The sequence below is a fragment of the Archangium lipolyticum genome, assembly GCF_024623785.1.
Classification (GTDB): Bacteria; Myxococcota; Myxococcia; order Myxococcales; family Myxococcaceae; genus Archangium; species Archangium lipolyticum.
On the sequence record NZ_JANKBZ010000020.1, the window covers coordinates 129,216 to 147,120 of the forward strand.

Annotated in this window: 9 protein-coding genes; 2 read left to right on the top strand and 7 right to left on the bottom strand. The window is 68.6% G+C overall.

From position 1 onward, the window contains the following. Nucleotides 1–8: 8 nt before the first annotated feature. Complete coding sequence (locus NR810_RS33650) at nt 9–2,363, top strand: type I polyketide synthase (protein WP_257458553.1); 2,355 nt, start codon at nt 9–11, stop codon at nt 2,361–2,363. Here the strand turns inward: NR810_RS33650 and NR810_RS33655 are convergent. From NR810_RS33655 to NR810_RS33680, 6 genes are all read right to left on the bottom strand, one after another. Next, entirely contained in the window at nt 2,347–2,841 is a 495-nt protein-coding gene (locus NR810_RS33655; RefSeq protein ID WP_257458554.1) for a response regulator, read from the bottom strand. The genes NR810_RS33650 and NR810_RS33655 overlap by 17 nt on opposite strands. Next, nucleotides 2,838–5,030, bottom strand: a complete 2,193-nt coding sequence (locus NR810_RS33660; RefSeq protein ID WP_257458555.1) for an ATP-binding protein — start codon at nt 5,028–5,030, stop codon at nt 2,838–2,840. Before NR810_RS33660 ends, NR810_RS33655 begins: the two co-directional genes overlap by 4 nt. A 190-nt stretch (nt 5,031–5,220) precedes the next feature. Then, the gene (locus NR810_RS33665) at nt 5,221–5,724 is read right to left on the bottom strand and encodes a response regulator (protein ID WP_257458556.1); all 504 of its coding nucleotides are present in this window, start codon (nt 5,722–5,724) and stop codon (nt 5,221–5,223) included. A 154-nt stretch (nt 5,725–5,878) separates the two neighbouring features. After that, nucleotides 5,879–6,709, bottom strand: a complete 831-nt coding sequence (locus NR810_RS33670) for a hypothetical protein (protein WP_257458557.1) — start codon at nt 6,707–6,709, stop codon at nt 5,879–5,881. A gap of 14 nt (nt 6,710–6,723) precedes the next feature. Continuing rightward, nucleotides 6,724–9,786 carry a CehA/McbA family metallohydrolase gene (locus NR810_RS33675; RefSeq protein WP_257458558.1) on the bottom strand — a complete coding sequence of 1,021 codons (3,063 nt, stop codon included), beginning with the start codon at nt 9,784–9,786 and terminating at the stop codon, nt 6,724–6,726. 14 nt (nt 9,787–9,800) lie between these two features. Continuing rightward, nucleotides 9,801–10,895: a hypothetical protein gene (locus NR810_RS33680; protein ID WP_257458559.1), complete on the bottom strand. Its 1,095-nt coding sequence runs from the start codon at nt 10,893–10,895 to the stop codon at nt 9,801–9,803. A gap of 76 nt (nt 10,896–10,971) precedes the next feature. Between NR810_RS33680 and NR810_RS33685 the strand changes: the two genes are divergently transcribed. Next, nucleotides 10,972–12,111 carry an acyl-CoA dehydrogenase family protein gene (locus tag NR810_RS33685; protein WP_257458560.1) on the top strand — a complete coding sequence of 380 codons (1,140 nt, stop codon included), beginning with the start codon at nt 10,972–10,974 and terminating at the stop codon, nt 12,109–12,111. A 64-nt stretch (nt 12,112–12,175) separates the two neighbouring features. Here NR810_RS33685 and NR810_RS33690 read toward each other — a convergent pair whose 3' ends face one another. Continuing rightward, nucleotides 12,176–17,833 (bottom strand): GAF domain-containing sensor histidine kinase, encoded by a 5,658-nt coding sequence (locus NR810_RS33690; protein WP_257458561.1) that lies wholly within the window; start codon nt 17,831–17,833, stop codon nt 12,176–12,178. Nucleotides 17,834–17,905 lie beyond the last annotated feature (72 nt).

Genomic DNA, 17,905 nt, shown 5'->3' on the forward strand with positions numbered 1-17,905 from the left:
GGCCAGAGATGTCCGAGGAGCCCAATTACCGCCAGCTGTTGCAGCAGCAGTTGGTGAAGATTCGCAAGCTGGAGGCCCGGCTGGAGCAGGCCGAGGCCGCCCGCCGCGAGCCGATCGCGATCATCGGCATGGGGTGCAGGCTTCCGGGGGGCGTGGAGAGCCCGGAGGCCTTCTGGGACATGCTGTCGAGGGGAGTCGATGCCACCGGTGAGCTCCCACCGGACCGCTGGGACGCCGCGGCCCTGTACGATCCGGATCCCCGCGCGAAGGGGAAGATCCGCTCGACGCGGGGCGGCTTCCTGAAGAACGTGGACCGGTTCGACGCGCGGTTCTTCGGCATTCCGCCGCGGGAGGCGGAGAGCATGGATCCGCAGCAGCGGCTGGTGTTGGAGGTGGCCTGGGAGGCGCTGGAGCGGGCCGGGCACGCGGTGGAGCGTGGCGGTCGCGAGCGGGTGGGCGTCTTCGTCGGGGTGATGAACAACGACTACGGGCAGCGCGTGCTGGACGCGGGAGGCCTGGAGGGCATCGACGCCGGCTTCCTGGGGGCGCGAGCCAACTGCGCCATCTCCGGACGTCTGTCCTATCTGTTTGGCTTCCAGGGGCCGAGCCTGGTGGTGGACACGGCGTGCTCGTCCTCACTCGTGGCGGTGCATCTGGCCTGCCAGAGCTTGAGGAACGGAGAGTGCGCGATGGCGCTGGCGGGGGGCGTGAACCTCGTCCTCTCGCCGGAGGTGAGTGTCTATCTCTCCCAGAGCGGGGTGCTCTCTCCGGACGGGAGATGCAAGGCCTTCGATGCCTCCGCGGATGGCTATGGCCGCGCGGAGGCCTGTGGCGTGCTGGTGCTCAAACGCTTGTCGGAGGCGCAGGCCCAGGGAGACACCATCCTGGCGGTCATCCGGGGCTCGGCGGTGGGGCACGATGGCCCGAGCAGCGCGTTCACGGTGCCCAATGGCGTGGCGCAGCAGGAGGTCATCCGTCAGGCATTGCGGAACGCGGGAGTGCCACCGGCGGAGGTGAGCTACCTGGAGGCGCACGGCACGGGGACGGCGATGGGAGACCCCATCGAGGCGGAGGCGATGTGGGCGGTGTTGAGGGAGGGGCGCAAGGGCGGAGAGTCGCTGTGGATGGGCTCGGTGAAGACGAACCTCGGCTACCCGGAGGCGGCTTCGGGCGTGGTGGGGATGATGAAGGTGGTGCTGGCGATGCAGCACCGGGAGCTGCCGGCGCACCTGCACCTGAAGAATCCCAATCCCTATATCGACTGGGCGGAGATGGGGGTGAAGGTGCCGGTGGAGCCGACGCCGTGGGAGCCGACGCAGGATCGGCGCATCGCGGGGGTGACCTCGTACGGGCGGACTGGCACCCTGGCGCACGTGGTGCTGGGGGAGGCGCCGGCGCGGTTGGAGGTGAAGCGGGAGGTGGAGAGGCCGGAGCACCTCCTGGTGCTGTCGGCGCGGAGCCCGGAGGCGCTGCGTGCGCAGGCGGGCCGTTACGCGCGCTTCCTGGAGGGCAGCGGGGTGGAGCTGGGAGACGTGTGCTTCACGGCCGCGGCCGGGCGGGCGCACTTCGAGCACCGGCTGGCGGTGGTGGGAAGCGACGCACGGGCGATGCGCGAGCGGCTCCTCGAGGTGGAGGCGGGTCGGGAATTGGAGGGCTCGCGGCCGGGCCGCGCGGGAAGCATCGCGCCGAACGTGGCCTTCATCTTCGGTGGGGAAGGCGGGCGGTACGCGGAGATGGGCCGGGTGCTGTACGAGACACAGCCCGTCTTCCGTGACGCGCTGGAGGAGTGCGGAGCGGCGCTGAAGGGCGTGTTGGAGACGCCCCTGATCTGGGTGCTGTGCGGCCCCGAGTCCGAGCGGGTGAAGGAGGAGGCGTACGGGAGGGCGGCGGTCTTCGCGCTGGAGTGGGGCCTGTCGCGGATGTGGCGGGCGTGGGGCGTGGTGCCGCGGGCGGTGGTGGGGCGGGGCGTGGGGCAGCTGGTCGCGGCGGTGGATGGGGGCGTCTTCGGCCTGGAGGAGGGGCTGAGGCTGGCGGCCGGCGGGCCGTCCCAGACGGAAGCCTACACGGCGCCCCAGCTGCTCTCGTTGAACGAGGAGACGGAGCAGGCCCTGCGCGAGCACGGCGTGGACGTGTGTCTGGAATTGGGACCCCGGCCGGAGGGAAGGCCCGAGGCCGGTTGGCTGACCTCACTCCAGCGGGGCCGCTCGGAGTGGGCCCAGCTCCTGGAGACGCTGGGGATGCTGTATGTGAAGGGGGTGAAGGTGGACTGGGAGGCCTATGACGCGCCCTACCACCGGCGCCGGGTTCCCCTGCCCACCTATCCCTTCGAGCGCCAGCGTCATTGGCTCACTTCGGCTCGATGAGGGAGAGCGCGAGCTGGCGGACCTGTTGGCCATTGAAGGGCTTGCGCAGCTCCGTCAGCAATTGAGACCTGCCGAACTCCCGGACGAGCTCCCCCCAGGAGTAGTCGGAGTAGGCCGAGCAGAGCACCACGCGCAGCGAGGGAGACACCAGGCGCAGGCGCCTGAGTGTCTCGGCGCCGTTCCAACCCGGCGGCATCCGGTAGTCGAGGAAGATGAGCGAATAGGGACGGCCGGTGATGAGCGACTCGTTGACCTTGCTCACTCCCTCCTGGCCCTGGAAGGCCGAGTCCATTTCGAACTCCGAGTCGCCGGAGTGTGTCTCCTGGGCGGAATTCGAGCCGAAGAGGGCCTCTTCCAGCATGTCCAGATCGTCCCTGCTCTTGCGCGTCTCCGGGCAGAGGATGCGGCGGAAGTCGGTGTGGATGGCCTCGGAGTCATCGATGACGAGGATTCGCTTCTTGCTTGCGCAGTTGCTCATGGGGTCTCCGGAGCGGGAACGAAGGGCATGTCCAGGGTGAAGGTGGCGCCGCATCCTGGCCCCTCGCTGTGGACGTCCAGCGTGCCGCCCAGCTCCTGGGCCGCGAGGGCACTGGAGTGCAGGCCGAAGCCATGTCCATCCGGGCGGGTGGTGAAGCCGTATTTGAAGATGCGCGTGAGCATCTCGGGTGCGATGCCCATTCCGTTGTCACGGACTTCGATGCGGACGTGCTCGTCCCGGGTGTGTTCCAGCTTCACGCTCAGGAGCCGCTCGTCCCTCGGTACGCCATCCATGGCGTATTTGGCATTGCTGACCAGGTTGACGAGGATCATCAGGATCTTGTGTTTGTCGGCCAGCATGGGAGGCATCTGCGAGATGTGGCGCTGCACCTTCACCTGGTGGCGGGTGAGTCCGGCCGAGTTGATGCGGATGGCGTCTTCCAGCAGGTCGGCGAGGACGACCGGCTCATGGACCCGGGGAATCCTGGCGTAGTTCTGTTGGACCTTGACGATGTCGCCGATGTGCTCGGTGTAGCGGCCCACGTCGTCGAGCAGGGTGATGACCTCGTTGCGCTCGTCCTGGAGGCTCTGGCTCAACCGGGACAGGAAGGGCATGACATGCCGGCCGCGCTCGTCCTGGGTGAGGAAGGTGGCGATGTTGGACTGGTTCTGCTCGAGCATGTTCGCCACCCGGCCCACGTGCTCCAGCCGCATCTCGCTCACCCGCTCCTTGGCGACCTGGGACGAGGTGTAGACGCTGTTGAGCACGTTGCCCACGTTGTGCAGCACGTTGGTGGCGATCTCCGCCATGCCGGCGCGGCGGGCCGTCTGCACCAACTGCTGGTGGATGTGCTTGAGCTCCCGGGTGCGCTCATCGACGCGCTGCTCCAGGCCCTCGTTGGCCTGGCGCAGGGCCTCCTCGCGATGTTGGACCTTGTCCGCCATGAGCTGGAAGGAGCGGGCCAGCTGCCCCAGCTCGTCACAGCGATGGGTGTCCAGCTCCACCTTGAAGTCACCGGCCGCCACCTTGTCGGTGGCCTCGCTCAAGGACAGCAGCGGGCGGGAGATCTGCTGCTGGAGGACCCAGTACATGATGGCCAGCTCCACCAGCAGCGACAGGATGCCGAGCAGCAGGACATAGCGCGTCGCCTGGAAGGCGGGCTGGGACACCACGCTCTCGGGGAGCACCGTGGTGAAGTACCAGCCGGTCCCCTGCATGCGGGCCGTGGCGATGTACTCATCGGACTCCGGGAGCTCCAGCACGTCCTGGCCATCGGCACGCTCCTTCATCCGCTCGAAGACGCGGCGCAGGTGCTCCTGGCTCGCCGCGGACCCGGACGGAGGGGCCGCGCCTTCCGTCTGTCCGGGGTAGGCGATGAGCTGTCCGTCCTCGCGGAAGATGACGTTGTAGGCGCCGGGGAGGTGGTCCGCGATGGTACGGCCCAGCAGGTCCGCGAGGGGAACGTCGTGGCTGAGCGACGCGACATGGCGGCCGTCCATGTCCAACGGCCTGGTGACCGAGGTCAGCGACTGGCCGCTCACCGAGTCCACGTAGACGCCGGACCAGGCCGTCAGCCTCTTCGGATTGTTCTCCGGCAGGCTGATGGGGAAGTAGTCCTGGGTGATGACCGAGTCGGTGGGTCTGGCGTCCTGGCACCAGGTGGAGCGCTCGGGCCAGTAGAGCGCGATGGGACCCTCGGGCAGCGTGATGTAGGTGTCCGTGAAGCGCACATGGAAGGCGGGTCCATACTGGGCGAGCACGTCGTGCGAGGCGACGAGCCGGCGGCGCAGGTCCTGATCGACGGTCACTCCCGAGGGGACGAAGACGCACACATTCTTCTTGCCGTCGAAGCCCTCGGGACGGCTGCGCACCGTGCCATCGGGAAGGTTCGCGAACAGGAGCTCGAAGCGGGTGTTCACTTCCTCCGGGGTGAGGGCGCGGATCCTCTCCTCGAGGGCCTTCTCGAGGATGGCCAGGTTGTCCTGGGCGAGCACGAAGATGCCCTGCTCGCGCTGCGCACGCTCTGACACATGCTGCTCCAGCTGCGCGAGGGCCTCGGTGCGCAGGGTGCCGAACATGTGGAGGTAGCTGAACAGGGTGGTCAGTGCGATGACCACCGCGATGCGTACGCCCATGTGGATGAGCGTGGAGCGGGCAAGGGGCGCACGAGGGCGGGAGGTTGGCTGCATGGCGACCTGTCAGCCTTGGCTCCACTGGTGCGAGCGCACGGCTCAGGCGCTATCTGCGTGTGCCCCGGTTACGTCCAGCGAGAGTTCGGCTGTGGCCAGTTGGACAGCAATCCGGTCGCCGGAATTCCGCCCCGGGGCAGGCGTGGACCTGCCTGCCCGCATCTCCATCCGGGCCTCGGGAGGGGAGCGGCTAGCCTGGATTCCGGGGCTCGGTGAGGGAGAGCGCCATCTGCCGCACCTCCTGACCGTTGAAGGGCTTCCTCAGCTCCCGCAGGACCTGGGATTTGCCGAACTCCCGCATGAGCTCCGTCCACGAGTAGTCGGAGTAGGCCGAGCAGAGCACCACGGGGAGCGAGGGAGCCACCACCCGGAGGCGCTTGAGCGTCTCGGCCCCGTTCCAGCCCGGCGGCATGCGGTAGTCGAGGAAGATGAGCGAATAGGGGCGGCCAGAGGACAGGGACTCGGTGACCTTGGCAACTCCCTCCTGCCCCTGGAAGGCCGAGTCCAGCTCGAACTCCGGCTCGTTGGGGCCCTCGCCGCGGGAGGGCGCCGGGCCGAAGAGCGCCTCCTCCAGCATGTCCAGGTCGTTCTTGCTCCTGCGTGGCTCCGGGCAGAGGATCCGGCGGAAGTCGGTGTGGATGGCCTCTGAGTCATCGATGACGAGGACTCGTCTCTTGCTCGCGGATGGGCTCATGATCATCTCCTGGGCCGGACGGCGGGGCCTGTCATGGATGTCGCGACGGCGCGCGAAAAGCGGATCGCCAGGACGTCCGCTGGCGTTTCTCGCATGCTGGCGGATGCTCCCTTTCCCGTAAAGGGAGCCGCCCGCTTCCCAGGAGCGTTCGGTTTCACATCCGATAGGTGAGCTTCAGTCCGCCAATGGCCAGGGCGCGCTCGGGGCCGAGCACGGGCATGCTCGCGCCGAGCTCCGCGCCGAAGTGCTCGCCCGCGCGGAAGCGCAGCCCGATGGCGGGCGCCAGGTAGTCGAGCGCGGCCCGGTGCCCGAAGTGCAGGTTGGCATCCAGCACGGCGGCGAAGCCGCTACAGAGCGCGTACTCGGTGCCGACGTTCACCAGGAAGCCCGCCCGGGGCAACGCCGCGGCGGCCCCCAGGCTCATGGCCGTGTCCACCCCCGCGTACCCGTGCACCTCGAAGCGGTTGACGGGCCGGTACAGCACGGCGGCGCCCACCTCTCCGCCCAGGGTGCGCGTGCGCGGGCTCGCGAAGGACGTGGGCAGCTGGAGCCGCACGCTCGGGGACACCACGAGCGGTCCGCGCGTCAGCGCCATCCAGGTGCCGCCCACGGTGAGCTGCCCGAGGGAGATGACCGTCCCGGTGAGGGTGGCGTTCTGCACGTACTGGACGCGCACGGCCTCCAGGGTGGCGAAGACCTCGAGGTCCGGACGCACGGCGAGGCTGCCGGAGAGGAGGCCGGCACCGGTGACGGCGCCGTAGAGGTTGGCCGTCTCGATGATGGCGCCGCCCTGGACGCCGAAGCCCACCTCGGTGCGGGGGCAGGCGCGGCGGCCGGTGGCGACATCGGCGGACAGGAAGCCGAAGGTGACGGGGCCCTCGGCGAGCGCGGGGGAGATCCACTCCTCACACCCTCCCTCCGCGCGGACGGCGGAGGGCAGGAGCAGCAGGGCGACGAGGGGGACGAGCAGTCGGGACATGTTCACGATGGGCCCTCGATTCAAGGAGCGGCCACGCCGGGGGCATCGAAGCGTCCGTTGCCGTTCCGGTCGAGGAGGAAGGGGTTGGTGAAGGCCATCGGGAAGCCGCCGGTGACCACCTGGGCGAAGTGGAAGATCGGATCCGCCTCGCTGGAGGGCGGCGGAGGCGTGCGCAGCGGACCGTAGGAGGAGTCCTTGCCGATGTCGTTGCGATCCACCACGCCGTCCCCGTTGTTGTCGCCGGTGTCGGGGATGCCATCCGGACCCTCGCCGGCCGGGCCACCGAAGTCGGCGGCGGGAGGCAGGCGGGTGCCGGCCTCCACCACGAGCCAGGCATCGCCCGAGCGGGTGAGCAGCTCGGAGAGCGGGATGCTGCCCTCGTAGCGCAGGAGCCCGGCGGTGACGGCCGGATCGATCGGACCGGGGTTGAAGGGATCGAACGGATCCCTCGGGTGGGAGAGCGCCGCGCCGTCCAGCGTCTTCACGACGACGCCGTTGACGATGATGCGCACCTCGTCCAGGGGCACCCAGGGCGCGGCGGAGATCTTGAGATGGAGCTTCGCGTCGGCCGAGGGCACCACGGGAGCGGTTCCGAAGCGCGCGGGACCGTTGGCGGTGTCGAGGGTGGCCTCGATGACGGGGCCGTTGGTGCCGAAGGAGGCGCCGGCCTTCAGGGCGGCGTTGAAGCGGGCGGTGTCGAACCCGGTGCCAGGGCGGGTGTCCGCGTAGACGATGTTGCGCGGCACGCCCGCGGTGTTGTCGGTGAGGCTGTGCGAGTCGCTGTTGGCGGTGCCCGTCACGGCCTGGCCCTGGCCGAGCGTGTAGAACCAGAAGGCGCGGTAGGGCAGCAGCATGTCGTTCTGCGTGCCGTTCATCACCTCCTGGGCGTGCTGGCCGTTGTTGGCGAAGCCGCCCTTGGGCGAGCGCACGTACATGCCGGCGCTGGTGCCATCGTCGCGCGAGGGCAGGTTCTTGAGCGTGTTGATCGCGAGCGCGCGCGGGTAGCCCAGGTCGCGGCCGAACTCGGCGTCGGCCCAGGGGTGGTTGAGCTGGGCGATGAACTGATCCCTCAGGGCGGGCGGGGCGCTGGCCTTCACGCGGTCCATCAGCTCACCGGGCTCGACGAGCTCGTCGGACGGGGCGCCGTTGCGGGCCTTCGTCGGGTCGTACTCGAGCGGCCAGAAGTTGTAGTGGCCCACCACGAGGGGGAGGTCGGAGCCGGGGCGCTTCATCCAGAGGATGTGGCCGGTGGTCTCCAGCCCCACCACGGTGCTCATCTTCTCCTGAAGGCCCAGGCTCCGGACGACCTGGCCGTAGTCATAGATGACGTCGTGGTCGGTGGAGACGATGACGTCCAGGTCCGTGGCGGCGAAGGACAGCACGCGGTCCAGGTCGGGGATGGAGCTGTCGAAGCTGGCGCCGCCGTGCACGTGCAGGTCCGCGCCCACGGTGCCGGAGGGCTGGAGGGGCAGCTTGCGCAGCTTGAACGTGAGGAGGGTGTCCTCGGCGCCGAGCGTCACCGTCTCCCGGGCGAGCGTCCAGAAGGGGCCCTTGAAGGCGTAGATGTGGAAGCGGCCCATGGGGGCGTCCACGGAGGTGTCCGCGGGGGAGTTGCCGTTGACGAGGAAGCGGTTGCACGCGGGCGAGGGGCCCGGGGGCGGACCGAGCCACGGCGCGCACGTGCCGAAGCGGCCGTGCAGCGAGCCCTCGGAGTCCTTCTGGATGGAGGCGTCCACGGGGACGACGAAGACCTCGGCGGTGAGCTTCTGGCCGGGGTGGTCGGCGTCCTCCACCCTCACGGTGAGGCGGGTGTTGCCGGGCACGGCGAGCGTGCCCACGTCGGTGTCCGCGTCCACGTCGTCGAGCTGCCGGTCGGCCACCTTGCGGCCGAAGGCGTGCAGCTCCACCGAGTAGGTGCGGCCGGCGGGGACGCGGGCCTGGAAGTTGCCCTCCTTGTCGGGCGTCACCTGGGTCCACGGGATGCGGGTGCCCGGGTCGGCGGCGAGGTCGCCCTCGCTGACGATGACGCTGACCTCGCGGCCGGAGGTGAGCGGCGTCTGGCGGCGGCTCACCTTCCCGCGCAGCGTCACGTACTTCTCGCCATGGAGCTTCTGCCGGGCCTCCAGGGCCAGATCCGCGGCGCTGGCCACGTCGCCGCGCTCGGACACGGCGAGGAAGCGCTCGAAGACGAGGTAGTCCCGCGAGGCCACCACGGTGCGCGGCAGGCCGGAGGAGGAGATCTGATCGCTCTGGAAACCCTCGAGCACGTCCGTCTTCCCGCAGGCGACCTCGGCGTAGCTGCTGGCCGGGTCGGAGGCGAGGGCCGCCGTCAGGTAGGGGAACTTGCGGAAGGCGTCGCCGATGGTGAGCAGGCTGAAGGAGGGGTGCTGGTAGCCGGCGCCCTGGGAGGGGGTGAAGGGCAGGGCCTCGCGGCCGCTCCAGTAGAAGCCGTCGGCCAGGGCCCAGAGCTGCGGGTCCACGGAGGTGTTGAGGACCTCGGTGCGCACGCGGATGCCGGGCTCGCACGGACGCATCTCGTAGAGGGTGGCGATGGGGAACTCGGGCTTGCCGTCGAGCGTGCCGCGCAGTTGCACCGCCACGCGGGTGGGACGCTCGTCGATGATCTCCAGGGAGGTGTAGTGCGCGGCATCCGCGGGGAGGATGCCCACCACCTGGAGCACCTGGTTGAGGCCGTCGTTGTCCTTGCCGCGGGCGCTCAGGTCGAGCAGCGCGCCACCGCCGGGATCCAGCAGGTGCGTGTTGCCGATGCCGGCGATGACGGCCACCGCCCGGTCGTTACCCAGGAGGATGTCGCCACGGGCGGCGATGGCGTTGAGACCACCGGGCACGGTGGCGTTGCCGGAGGTGGGGGCGTTGCTGCCGGCGCGCTTGTCGTCGGGCGTGAGGACGCGCACCTCGAGCGCGGAGCCGGAGGAGGCTTCACAGGAATAACTCAGCTTCTCGCAGGGGCTGGCGACCCGGCAGCCATCTTCATTGCCGAGGCAGCTCTCCTTCTTGCAGCCAGCGAGCGTGAGTCCGAGGAGGACCAGGCCCGAGGCCAGGAGGCGGAGGGGGGAGGGCATGGTTGACCCTTGTATCAACCTCCGAGGTGATTCCTCCAGTAGCCCAGACCGTGCGCGGCGTGGCACGAATCTCCAATGAGGTCCAGGTACGACTGGGATTGCGTCGTCTTCAGTGACTCCATGTCACGGAAGGCCCCGGACATGTCGAGTCGACGCACCGCGCCATCGAGCAGTGCGCGTGCCTGCTCGACCGCCTGGAGCTGCGCGGGCGAGGGCTTCCAGCGCGTCTCCTCGCGGTAGCGGCCGAGTGCCTCGAGGAAGTGCCCGTAGAACTTCACCATTTGTATGAGCACGGGCAGGCGGTACTGGGGAGGTGCGGAGGAGAGGGCGGCGTCGTACTGCCGGGACTCGGAGACCAGCCGGTAGAAGAGGACCTCCACCTGGGCATCGAGGCGCGAGCCCCACGCCTTGCGCACGGCGGGGTGGCGCGCGTGGGTGGCGACGGCCTGGAAGAGGTGCAGTCCGCCACAGGGGTGCGCGTAGATGCCCTGCTTGCGCTTGGGCACCTGGGGAAGCCCGGCCTTCATGCCATTCATCAGCTCCGACTGTTCACGTTCGAGCAATGCGAGGGCCTCGTCCATGACGGCATCGAAGCGGATGGGCTCACCAGCACCGTTGGTGAACGTGGAGCCGGGGGGCAGCACATGGGAGAGGGCATCGAGCGTCCAGGCGCCATGGGGTGAGAGGGCGGAGTCGCGGCGGAAGTCGCGCTTCAGGTCCTCCACGAGCGCACCGAGGGTGACGCGGCCCCAGCCTGCCTGGAAGGAGTGCGAGAGCGGGTAACCCGCGAGCAGGAGCGTCTTCACCTGGAGGTTCGGGTGGGGCTCGACGGGGGTGCCATCGGAGGAGAAGGCCTCGAAGCGGAGATCCGCGTTGGGACCCGCGACCTCGCGGCGGAGGAAGCCGGAGACGATGACGTCCGCGGCGGGGCGGCCATCGCGGGCCTTGAAGGAGCGGCCCTCGAGGGTGATGCCATGAGCGAGGGCCCAGGGGTTCTTGGGGTCGGAGGCCCAGGTCCGGCATTGAGCGCGGAGCACCTCCTCGGCCGTGGGCCGGGCGGCCGGTGTGGCGGTGAGGAGCGCGAGGATCGCGAGGGTGACAGAAGCCATGGGACGTCCTTGTTCGCGAGAGAGACCCTTGTACTATTGACTCATCAATCAATCACCCCGAGGAGCCACAGCGACCATGCCGAATCCGTTCACAGAGGAGCATGAGGCCTTCCGTAAGACGGTGCGCGCGTTCGTGGAGAAGGAGATGACGCCGCACGCGCTGGAGTGGGACCGGGCGGGCATCTTCCCCAGAGAGCTCTTCCAGAAGTGCGGCGAGCTGGGCTTCTTGGGAATCAACCATGATCCGAAGTACGGCGGGAGCGGACTGGACTACTGGTACGTGACGGCGTTCACGGAGGAGCTGACGCGGAGCCGGAACGCGGGCGTGAACATGGCGTTGCTGGTGCAGAGCCAGATGGCGACGCCGATCATCAACGAGATCGGCACGGACGAGCAGAAGAGGGAGTTCCTGGCGCCGGCGCTGGCGGGGGAGAAGATCGCCGCGTTGGGCATCAGCGAGCCGGGATGCGGCTCGGACGTGGCGAGCATCCAGACGACGGCGAAGCGGGACGGGGACGACTACGTCATCAACGGCTCGAAGATGTGGATCACCAACGGGACGCGAGCGGACTTCATCACGCTGGCGGTGCGGACGGGAGGGCCGGGGTACGGGGGAGTGTCGTTGGTGACGTTCCCGACGGACGTGAAGGGGTTCGGAGTGTCGAAGAAGCTCGACAAGGTGGGGAACCTGTCCTCGGACACGGCGATCCTCTACTTCGAGGACTGCCGGATTCCGTGTCGGTACGTGCTGGGGGAGGAGAACGAGGGCTTCTACCACGTCATGACGAACTTCCAGGGAGAGCGGCTGGTGGGGGCGCTCTGCGCGGTGGGTGGGATGGAGAGGATGATCGAGGACGCGCTGGAGTACGGGAAGGAGAGGAAGGCGTTCGGCAAGCCGCTGCTAGGATTCCAGGTGTGGCGCCACAAGCTGGTGGAGCACATGGCGGCGATCGAGGCGGCGAAGAGGCTGACGTACCACGCGGTGGAGATCTTCGACCGGAAGGAGAACGCGGTGCGAGAGATCTCCATGGCGAAGCTATTCGCGGGAGATCTGGCGCAGAAGGTGGCGTACGACGTGCAGCAGTTCTTCGGTGGGATGGGCTACATCGAGGAGACACACATCGCGAGGGCGTGGCGAGACATCCGGCTGATCAGCATTGGAGGAGGAACGTCGGAGGTGATGAAGGAGATCCTCTCGAAGATGTCTGGCTTCTAGAGCACACCCGTGTATGCCCCCTCTCCCTCTGGGAGAGGGCTGGGGTGAGGGTATAGGGGGTTGCTCACCTGGGGGCCCGTGAAACGGAGCTGGGGATCGAGGCTTCGAGCCCGGGATTCTCGTGCTCGGGGGGCCCAGAGCAAGGGAGCTCCACGGTAAAGGTAGCGCCCTCGCCGGGTTTGCTCTCCACCCTGACGGAGCCACCCAGGGCGGTCACGATCTCGTGAACGATGTAGAGGCCGAGACCGAGTCCTCCATAGTTCACGGAGGAGACGGCGCGTTCGAAGCGGCCGAAGATATGAGGCATGCGGTCGGGAGCGATGCCGATGCCCTGGTCCTTGACGACGAGGCGGGCGGTGCCGCCCTCGCGAGAGAGGGAGAATTCGATGGGGCGGCCGGGGGCGAACTTGATGGCATTGGACAGCAGATTCCCGACCACCTGCTCCAGCCGGGAGCGGTCCCAGCGGCCCGTCACTGCCTCCTGGACGTGGAGTGTCAGCGGACACTCGGCGCGGGTCAGGGACTGGCCATGGCGCTCGATGACCTCGCGAAGCACGGAGGAGAGATCCATCCATTCGAGCTGGAGGTGGAGGCGGCCGGCGTGGATGCGAGAGACCTCGAGCAGTTCCTTGATCAACCCGGCGAGCTTGCGGGTTTGCTGTTCGGCGGTGCGGAGGGCGCGCTGGGCGGTTTGAGGCAGCTCGGAGTCGGCGCGCCGCATGAGCCCCTGGACGGAGAGGCGGAGGGAGGTGATGGGGGTGTTGAGCTCGTGCGAGGCGACGGACAGGAAGTCATCGCGCAGGTGGATGGCTTCCTGGGCTTCCCGGTACAGCCAGGCATTGTCGATGCAGACGGCGGCGCGGCGGGCCATCTCCTGGGCCAGGTCGAGCTCGGCCTCGGAGTAGCGGCGCCTGGCGGCGGACGACACGAAGAGGATGCTTCCGAGCGTCTTTCCGCGAGCGACGAGCGGGACGACCATGCCGGTGCGGAAGGAGATGGTCCGAAGGATGTCGAAGTACCGCTCATCCCGGCTGAGGTTGGCCTTGCGCACGACCTGCTCGTCGAGGTTGGCGAGGAGCACGGGCTGGCCGGTGCGCAGGGTGCGGGCGATCGGCTCCGGGGAGTCCCACGTGGGAGGATAGTTCTCCGAGAGCTCGCGCAGGAGTTGCTCCTTGGCGGGCTCCTTATGGGCCAGCGCCACCCGGCGGATCCTGCTGTCCTTCTCGACCACGTCGACGACGCACCAGTCGGCCAGGTAGGGGACCACCGAGCGGGTCACCTTGGCCAGCGTCGTCTCGAAGTCGAGGGACTCGGACAGGGTGAGGCTCCACTCGGCCAGGGAGCGCACGGCCTGCTCCGCGCGCCTGCGCTCTTCCACCTCGATGCGCAGCTGTTCGAAGAGGAGGCTGTTCTCCAGGGAGATGGCGATCTGTGAGGAGAGCAGCCGCAGGACGCGGACGCGCTCGGGGGTGAAGGCGCGGGTGGCCAGGTTGTTCTCGAGGTAGAGGACACCCACTGTCCTGCCGGTCCGTTGGATGGGAATGGCGAGGGCGGACTTCACGGCGTGCTGGACGACGTAGGGGTCGGAGGAGAAGCGTCCTTGCCGGGCGGCATCCGCCAGGACGAGGGTCTCTCCCGACCGGTAGGCGTGTTCGATGACGGTGCCAGGCACCTGGCCCGATTCCTCCAGGGTGGAGTGCAACAGCGAGACGGGCTCGGAGACGGTGCCCACCGCGCGCAAGCAGAGGGAGTCCTTCTCCTCGAGCACGAGCGCGCCACGCTGGGCTCCCGCCGCCTCGAGACAGACGCCCATGAGCTTCTCGAGGAGGCGCTCCAGGACGACCTCGCTGACGAGCGTCTCGGCGGACTTGAGGAGGGTGAGCAGATCGAGGGTGGAGCCCGCCGGCCCGGGACGCTCCGAGGTGGGGGCCGGGGGGTCCCAGTGAGTGGGCTCGATTGGCGTCAGGTCGGAGAACTCCTCCTCGAGATCCGACACCTTGGCCTGGGCGCCCCAACGGGCATGGCCCTCGAGGGCGGAGCGCAGATAGCCGTGGGCGAGGCGCTTGCCACCGACGGAGAGGTAGTAGCGGCCCGCGAGCTCGTTGGCGAGTGCCTCCTCGTGGATGAACTGCTCGCGATGGGCGCCCTCGATGGCCTGGTCGTAGAGCCGCAGGGCCTCGAGGTGTCTTCCCTCGATGCGGGCGAGCTCGGCGCTGACGAGCAGGTGTTTGTGGCGGTAGTTCTCCGGGCAGTTCTCCGCCCAGATGGCGAGCTGGCGCTGGTTGGCCGCGAGCTCCTCCAGGAGGTGGGCCTTCTCCCCGGGCGAAGCCTTGTCGTAGCGGGCCGTCAGGCTCAGCGAGGTGTAGAAGTTGTGTTCAGTGAGGAGGTGCCACCCTTGCAGGAACAGGAGGAATCCCTGGCCCCGCCGCGACATCTCCCGGGCGTCCTCGATGTCGCCCAGGAGGTAGGACACCTGGAGGCGCTGGATCCAGTACATGCCCAGGACGGTGGGCACCTCCCGGTTCTTGGCGAGGAACGCTTCCTCGTCGAACGTGTCATCCTCGAAGCGGGCGTGCTCGCGAGTCCGATCCTGCAGGCAGCGGATGGCCTGACGGAGGCTGATGAGGGATTGAATGCGCCAGAGCAGGCCCGCCTTCCGGACGTAGGCCAGGTCGGTCTCGATCTCCGCGAGCACCTGGGAGAGCCCGGTGCCCATCGCGAACAAGGTGTTCACCGTGGCGGGGAACGTGTAGCTGGCCAGGTGGAGATCGCCGCTCGCATGCGCGGAGGTGAAGGCCTGACGGAGGATGGGCATGCTGGTGCGTAGGGGCGCCCGCCAATGATTCACACCCAGCCCGAACGTGACCAGCGCCCTGCTCCTCTGCCGGAGATCCGTGTACCGTCGGCACAGCTCCACGCCCAGGCACCCGAAGGCATGGCCGGTGGCGTAGTCACCCAGCCGTGAGGCCAGGATCCCTCCGTACACGGCATACGACGTGGGCGCATGGCGTGTATTGCCATGCTTCAACGACAGGTTGACGACACGGGTGTTGATGAAGGCGAACAGTTGGGGATCGATGTACATGGTCGCCAGGCCCGTCTCCGTCAGGAGCCGCATGCAGGCCAGATGATCCGGGTCCTCCGCCGTGGGTTCCTCGAGGATCTCCTCCATGGAGCGGCCCCTCGTGTTCTCCTTCACCCTGGCGAACTCGGCCTGGAGCGCCTGGGGGGCGTCCTGCTTTTCTGGCAGCTCCACGCCGAACAACCGCAATCCCTCTCGTCCCCACTGAAGCGCATCCGGGAAGGCCTGTCTCATCATGCCGGCGAGGATCCGGAGGATGTAGAGATCCGCCTTCTCGAAGCGCGACGAGGCATGGACCAGTGCGGAGGAGATGATTCCCTCGGCGGACTCCAGGGCGCTCGCGAGGTACGCACACTCCGCCGCCTCCTTGTGGAGCCGGAAGGTCTGCTCGTAGCTCGTCCGCCACGCATCCCCGGGGAGGAGCTCGATGCCGCGGGTGAGGTAGCCGAGCGCGGAGCGGAAGGCCGCCGAGGCCTTGGCCTTGGCTCCCGCCTGGAAGTTGAGCCGGACCAGGTCCAGCCGTTCCGTTTCACTCGTCACCAGGTCCGCGCCCAGGTCGAGCTGATCCACCATGTCGAAGAGCCGCTCGTCCTGCTCGCGTTCGAGGGCGGCCCGCATCTGGCGTCCCGCCTCGAGGTGGAAGCGCTTCTTCTCGTCCTCGGACAGGAGCGAATACGCGGCCTGCTGGACGCGGTCGTGGGCGAAGCGGTAGGTGGTGTTCTGGGGGATGAGGAGCCCTTCCTGGATGGCGCTCCTGAGCGCGCCGGCCGTGTCGCCCACGGGCCTGTGCACCAGCGCGGCGAGCAGGGGGAGGTCCACCTGGTGCCCCAGACAGGCCGCCACCTTCAGCAGGCGCTGGGTCCGCTCGGGAAGCCGGCGGATGGTCGCGAGCATCAGCTCGACCACGTTCTCGGTCACGTCCACCTGGGCGATCCGCGAGAGCGTCCAGTCCCAGGTGCCGCGCTGGACGTCGAAGCTCAACAGGCCGGCGTGGTGGAGGTACTTGAGGAAACGGGTGACGAAGAGGGGGTTGCCCGCCGTCTTGTGCAGCACGAGCTCCGCCAGGGGCCGGACGTCCGCGGCCTCGCGGCGCAGGGTGTCGCCGCAGAGTGCCGTGATCGCCTCGAGGTCCAGGGGGCGCACCTCGATGACGTGGATGTCGAGCTTCTTCTGCCGGATGGCCTCGAGGGCCCGGGTGACCGGGTGCTCCGGTCCGACCTCCTCGGCCCGGCAGGAGCTCGACCACAACACGTGGTTCGAGTCCGGATCCGAGGCGAGGTGCTGCAAGAGCTTGACCGAGGCGGGATCGGCCCACTGGAGGTCATCCAGGAACAGCAGGAGGGGCCGTTCCGGGGTGGCGAGTGCCTGGATGAATGCCTGGAAGGTCAGGAGGAAGACGCGCTCGGCCTCCGTGGGCCTGAGGTCGGGCACGGGAGGCTGCGGACCGAGGAACTGCTCCAATCCGGGGACGAGCCCGAGGATGACGCGGCCGTTGGTTCCCAGGGCCTTCGAGAGCCGGCTCCGCCACGTCTCCTGGACGTCGGCCGGTTCCCTGGACAACCCGTCCAGCAACCCCTGGAAGGCCGCCACCAGCGGGGCGTAGGGCACGTTGCCCTGGAGCTGGTCGAACTTGCCGGAGAGGAACCAGCCTCCACGCCCGAGGCGTTGGCCCAACTCCTGGACGAGGGCCGACTTGCCGATGCCCGCCGGGCCCGTGAGCATCACCCGCTCACTCGGGCCCGTCCGGACGCGCTTCAGGGCGTCCTCGAGCAGGGTCAGCTCGCGCTCGCGCCCGTAGAGCCGCTCCGGAATGGGGAGCTGCCGGGCGGAGTCGAGCCGGCCGAGCTCGAAGGTCTCGAGTCCGCTGGAGGTCCGCTTGCGCCTCCGCGCCTCCTGGAGATCGGCCAGGAGGGAGTCAGTGCTCTGGTAGCGCTCCTCGGGCATCTTGGCGAGCAGCTTGAGCACGAGCGCCGAGAGGATCTCCGGGATGCGGGGGTTGGCGTGAACGGGCGGCAGGGGAGGCCGGGCGAGGTGGGCGTGGACGAGCTCGATCGGGTCGGAGGACAGGAACGGAGGCTGGCCCGTGAGCAGCTCGTAGAAGGTCGCGCCCAATGAATAGAGGTCGGCACGGTGATCGACGAGGCGATCCATGCGCCCCGTCTGCTCGGGCGCGATGTAGGGCAGCGCCAGCTCGAGCTCGCCGAGGATGTTCGCGGGAGGGGTGGGTCCAGCGGCCCGGATGGCGAGGTCGAAGTCGATCACCGTCAGGTGGATGGACCCCGGCCTCACGATGATGTTGGTCGGGTTGATGTCCCGGTGGATGACGTCGTGCCGGTGGATGTGTCCGAGGATCTCCGTCAGCTGGATGGCCAGCTCCAGGAAGGTGTCGGGCTCGAACGGATGGTGTTTCGACCAGTCCCGGAGGTCTCGAGGGCCAGCGTCCTCGAGGACGAGCGCTGGCATTCCGGCTGTGTCCTCGAGGGAGAGGGCCCTCACCACGCCCGGCGTCCCCAACCTCTCGAGCTCCCGAAGCAGCTCGAGCTCGTGGTGGAGCATCGCCGTGCTGCTGGGGGCGAGGGGGCCATGGCGGGCCCGTTTGAGGACCAGGGATTCAGCGTCCCCCTTCCAGAGGCGGGACACGCTGTACCGGCGTCCTCGGTGGATCTCCTGCGACAACCCCATCATGACCCCCAGGGTCTGAACATTCGACCG

What these genes read in the sequence shown, in the direction of transcription:
- NR810_RS33650 (WP_257458553.1), top strand. Translation starts at nt 9, where the DNA reads ATGTCCGAGGAGCCCAATTACCGCCAGCTGTTGCAGCAGCAGTTGGTG.
- NR810_RS33655 (WP_257458554.1), bottom strand. Translation starts at nt 2,841, where the DNA reads ATGAGCAACTGCGCAAGCAAGAAGCGAATCCTCGTCATCGATGACTCC.
- NR810_RS33660 (WP_257458555.1), bottom strand. Translation starts at nt 5,030, where the DNA reads ATGCAGCCAACCTCCCGCCCTCGTGCGCCCCTTGCCCGCTCCACGCTC.
- NR810_RS33665 (WP_257458556.1), bottom strand. Translation starts at nt 5,724, where the DNA reads ATGAGCCCATCCGCGAGCAAGAGACGAGTCCTCGTCATCGATGACTCA.
- NR810_RS33675 (WP_257458558.1), bottom strand. Translation starts at nt 9,786, where the DNA reads ATGCCCTCCCCCCTCCGCCTCCTGGCCTCGGGCCTGGTCCTCCTCGGA.
- NR810_RS33680 (WP_257458559.1), bottom strand. Translation starts at nt 10,895, where the DNA reads ATGGCTTCTGTCACCCTCGCGATCCTCGCGCTCCTCACCGCCACACCG.
- NR810_RS33685 (WP_257458560.1), top strand. Translation starts at nt 10,972, where the DNA reads ATGCCGAATCCGTTCACAGAGGAGCATGAGGCCTTCCGTAAGACGGTG.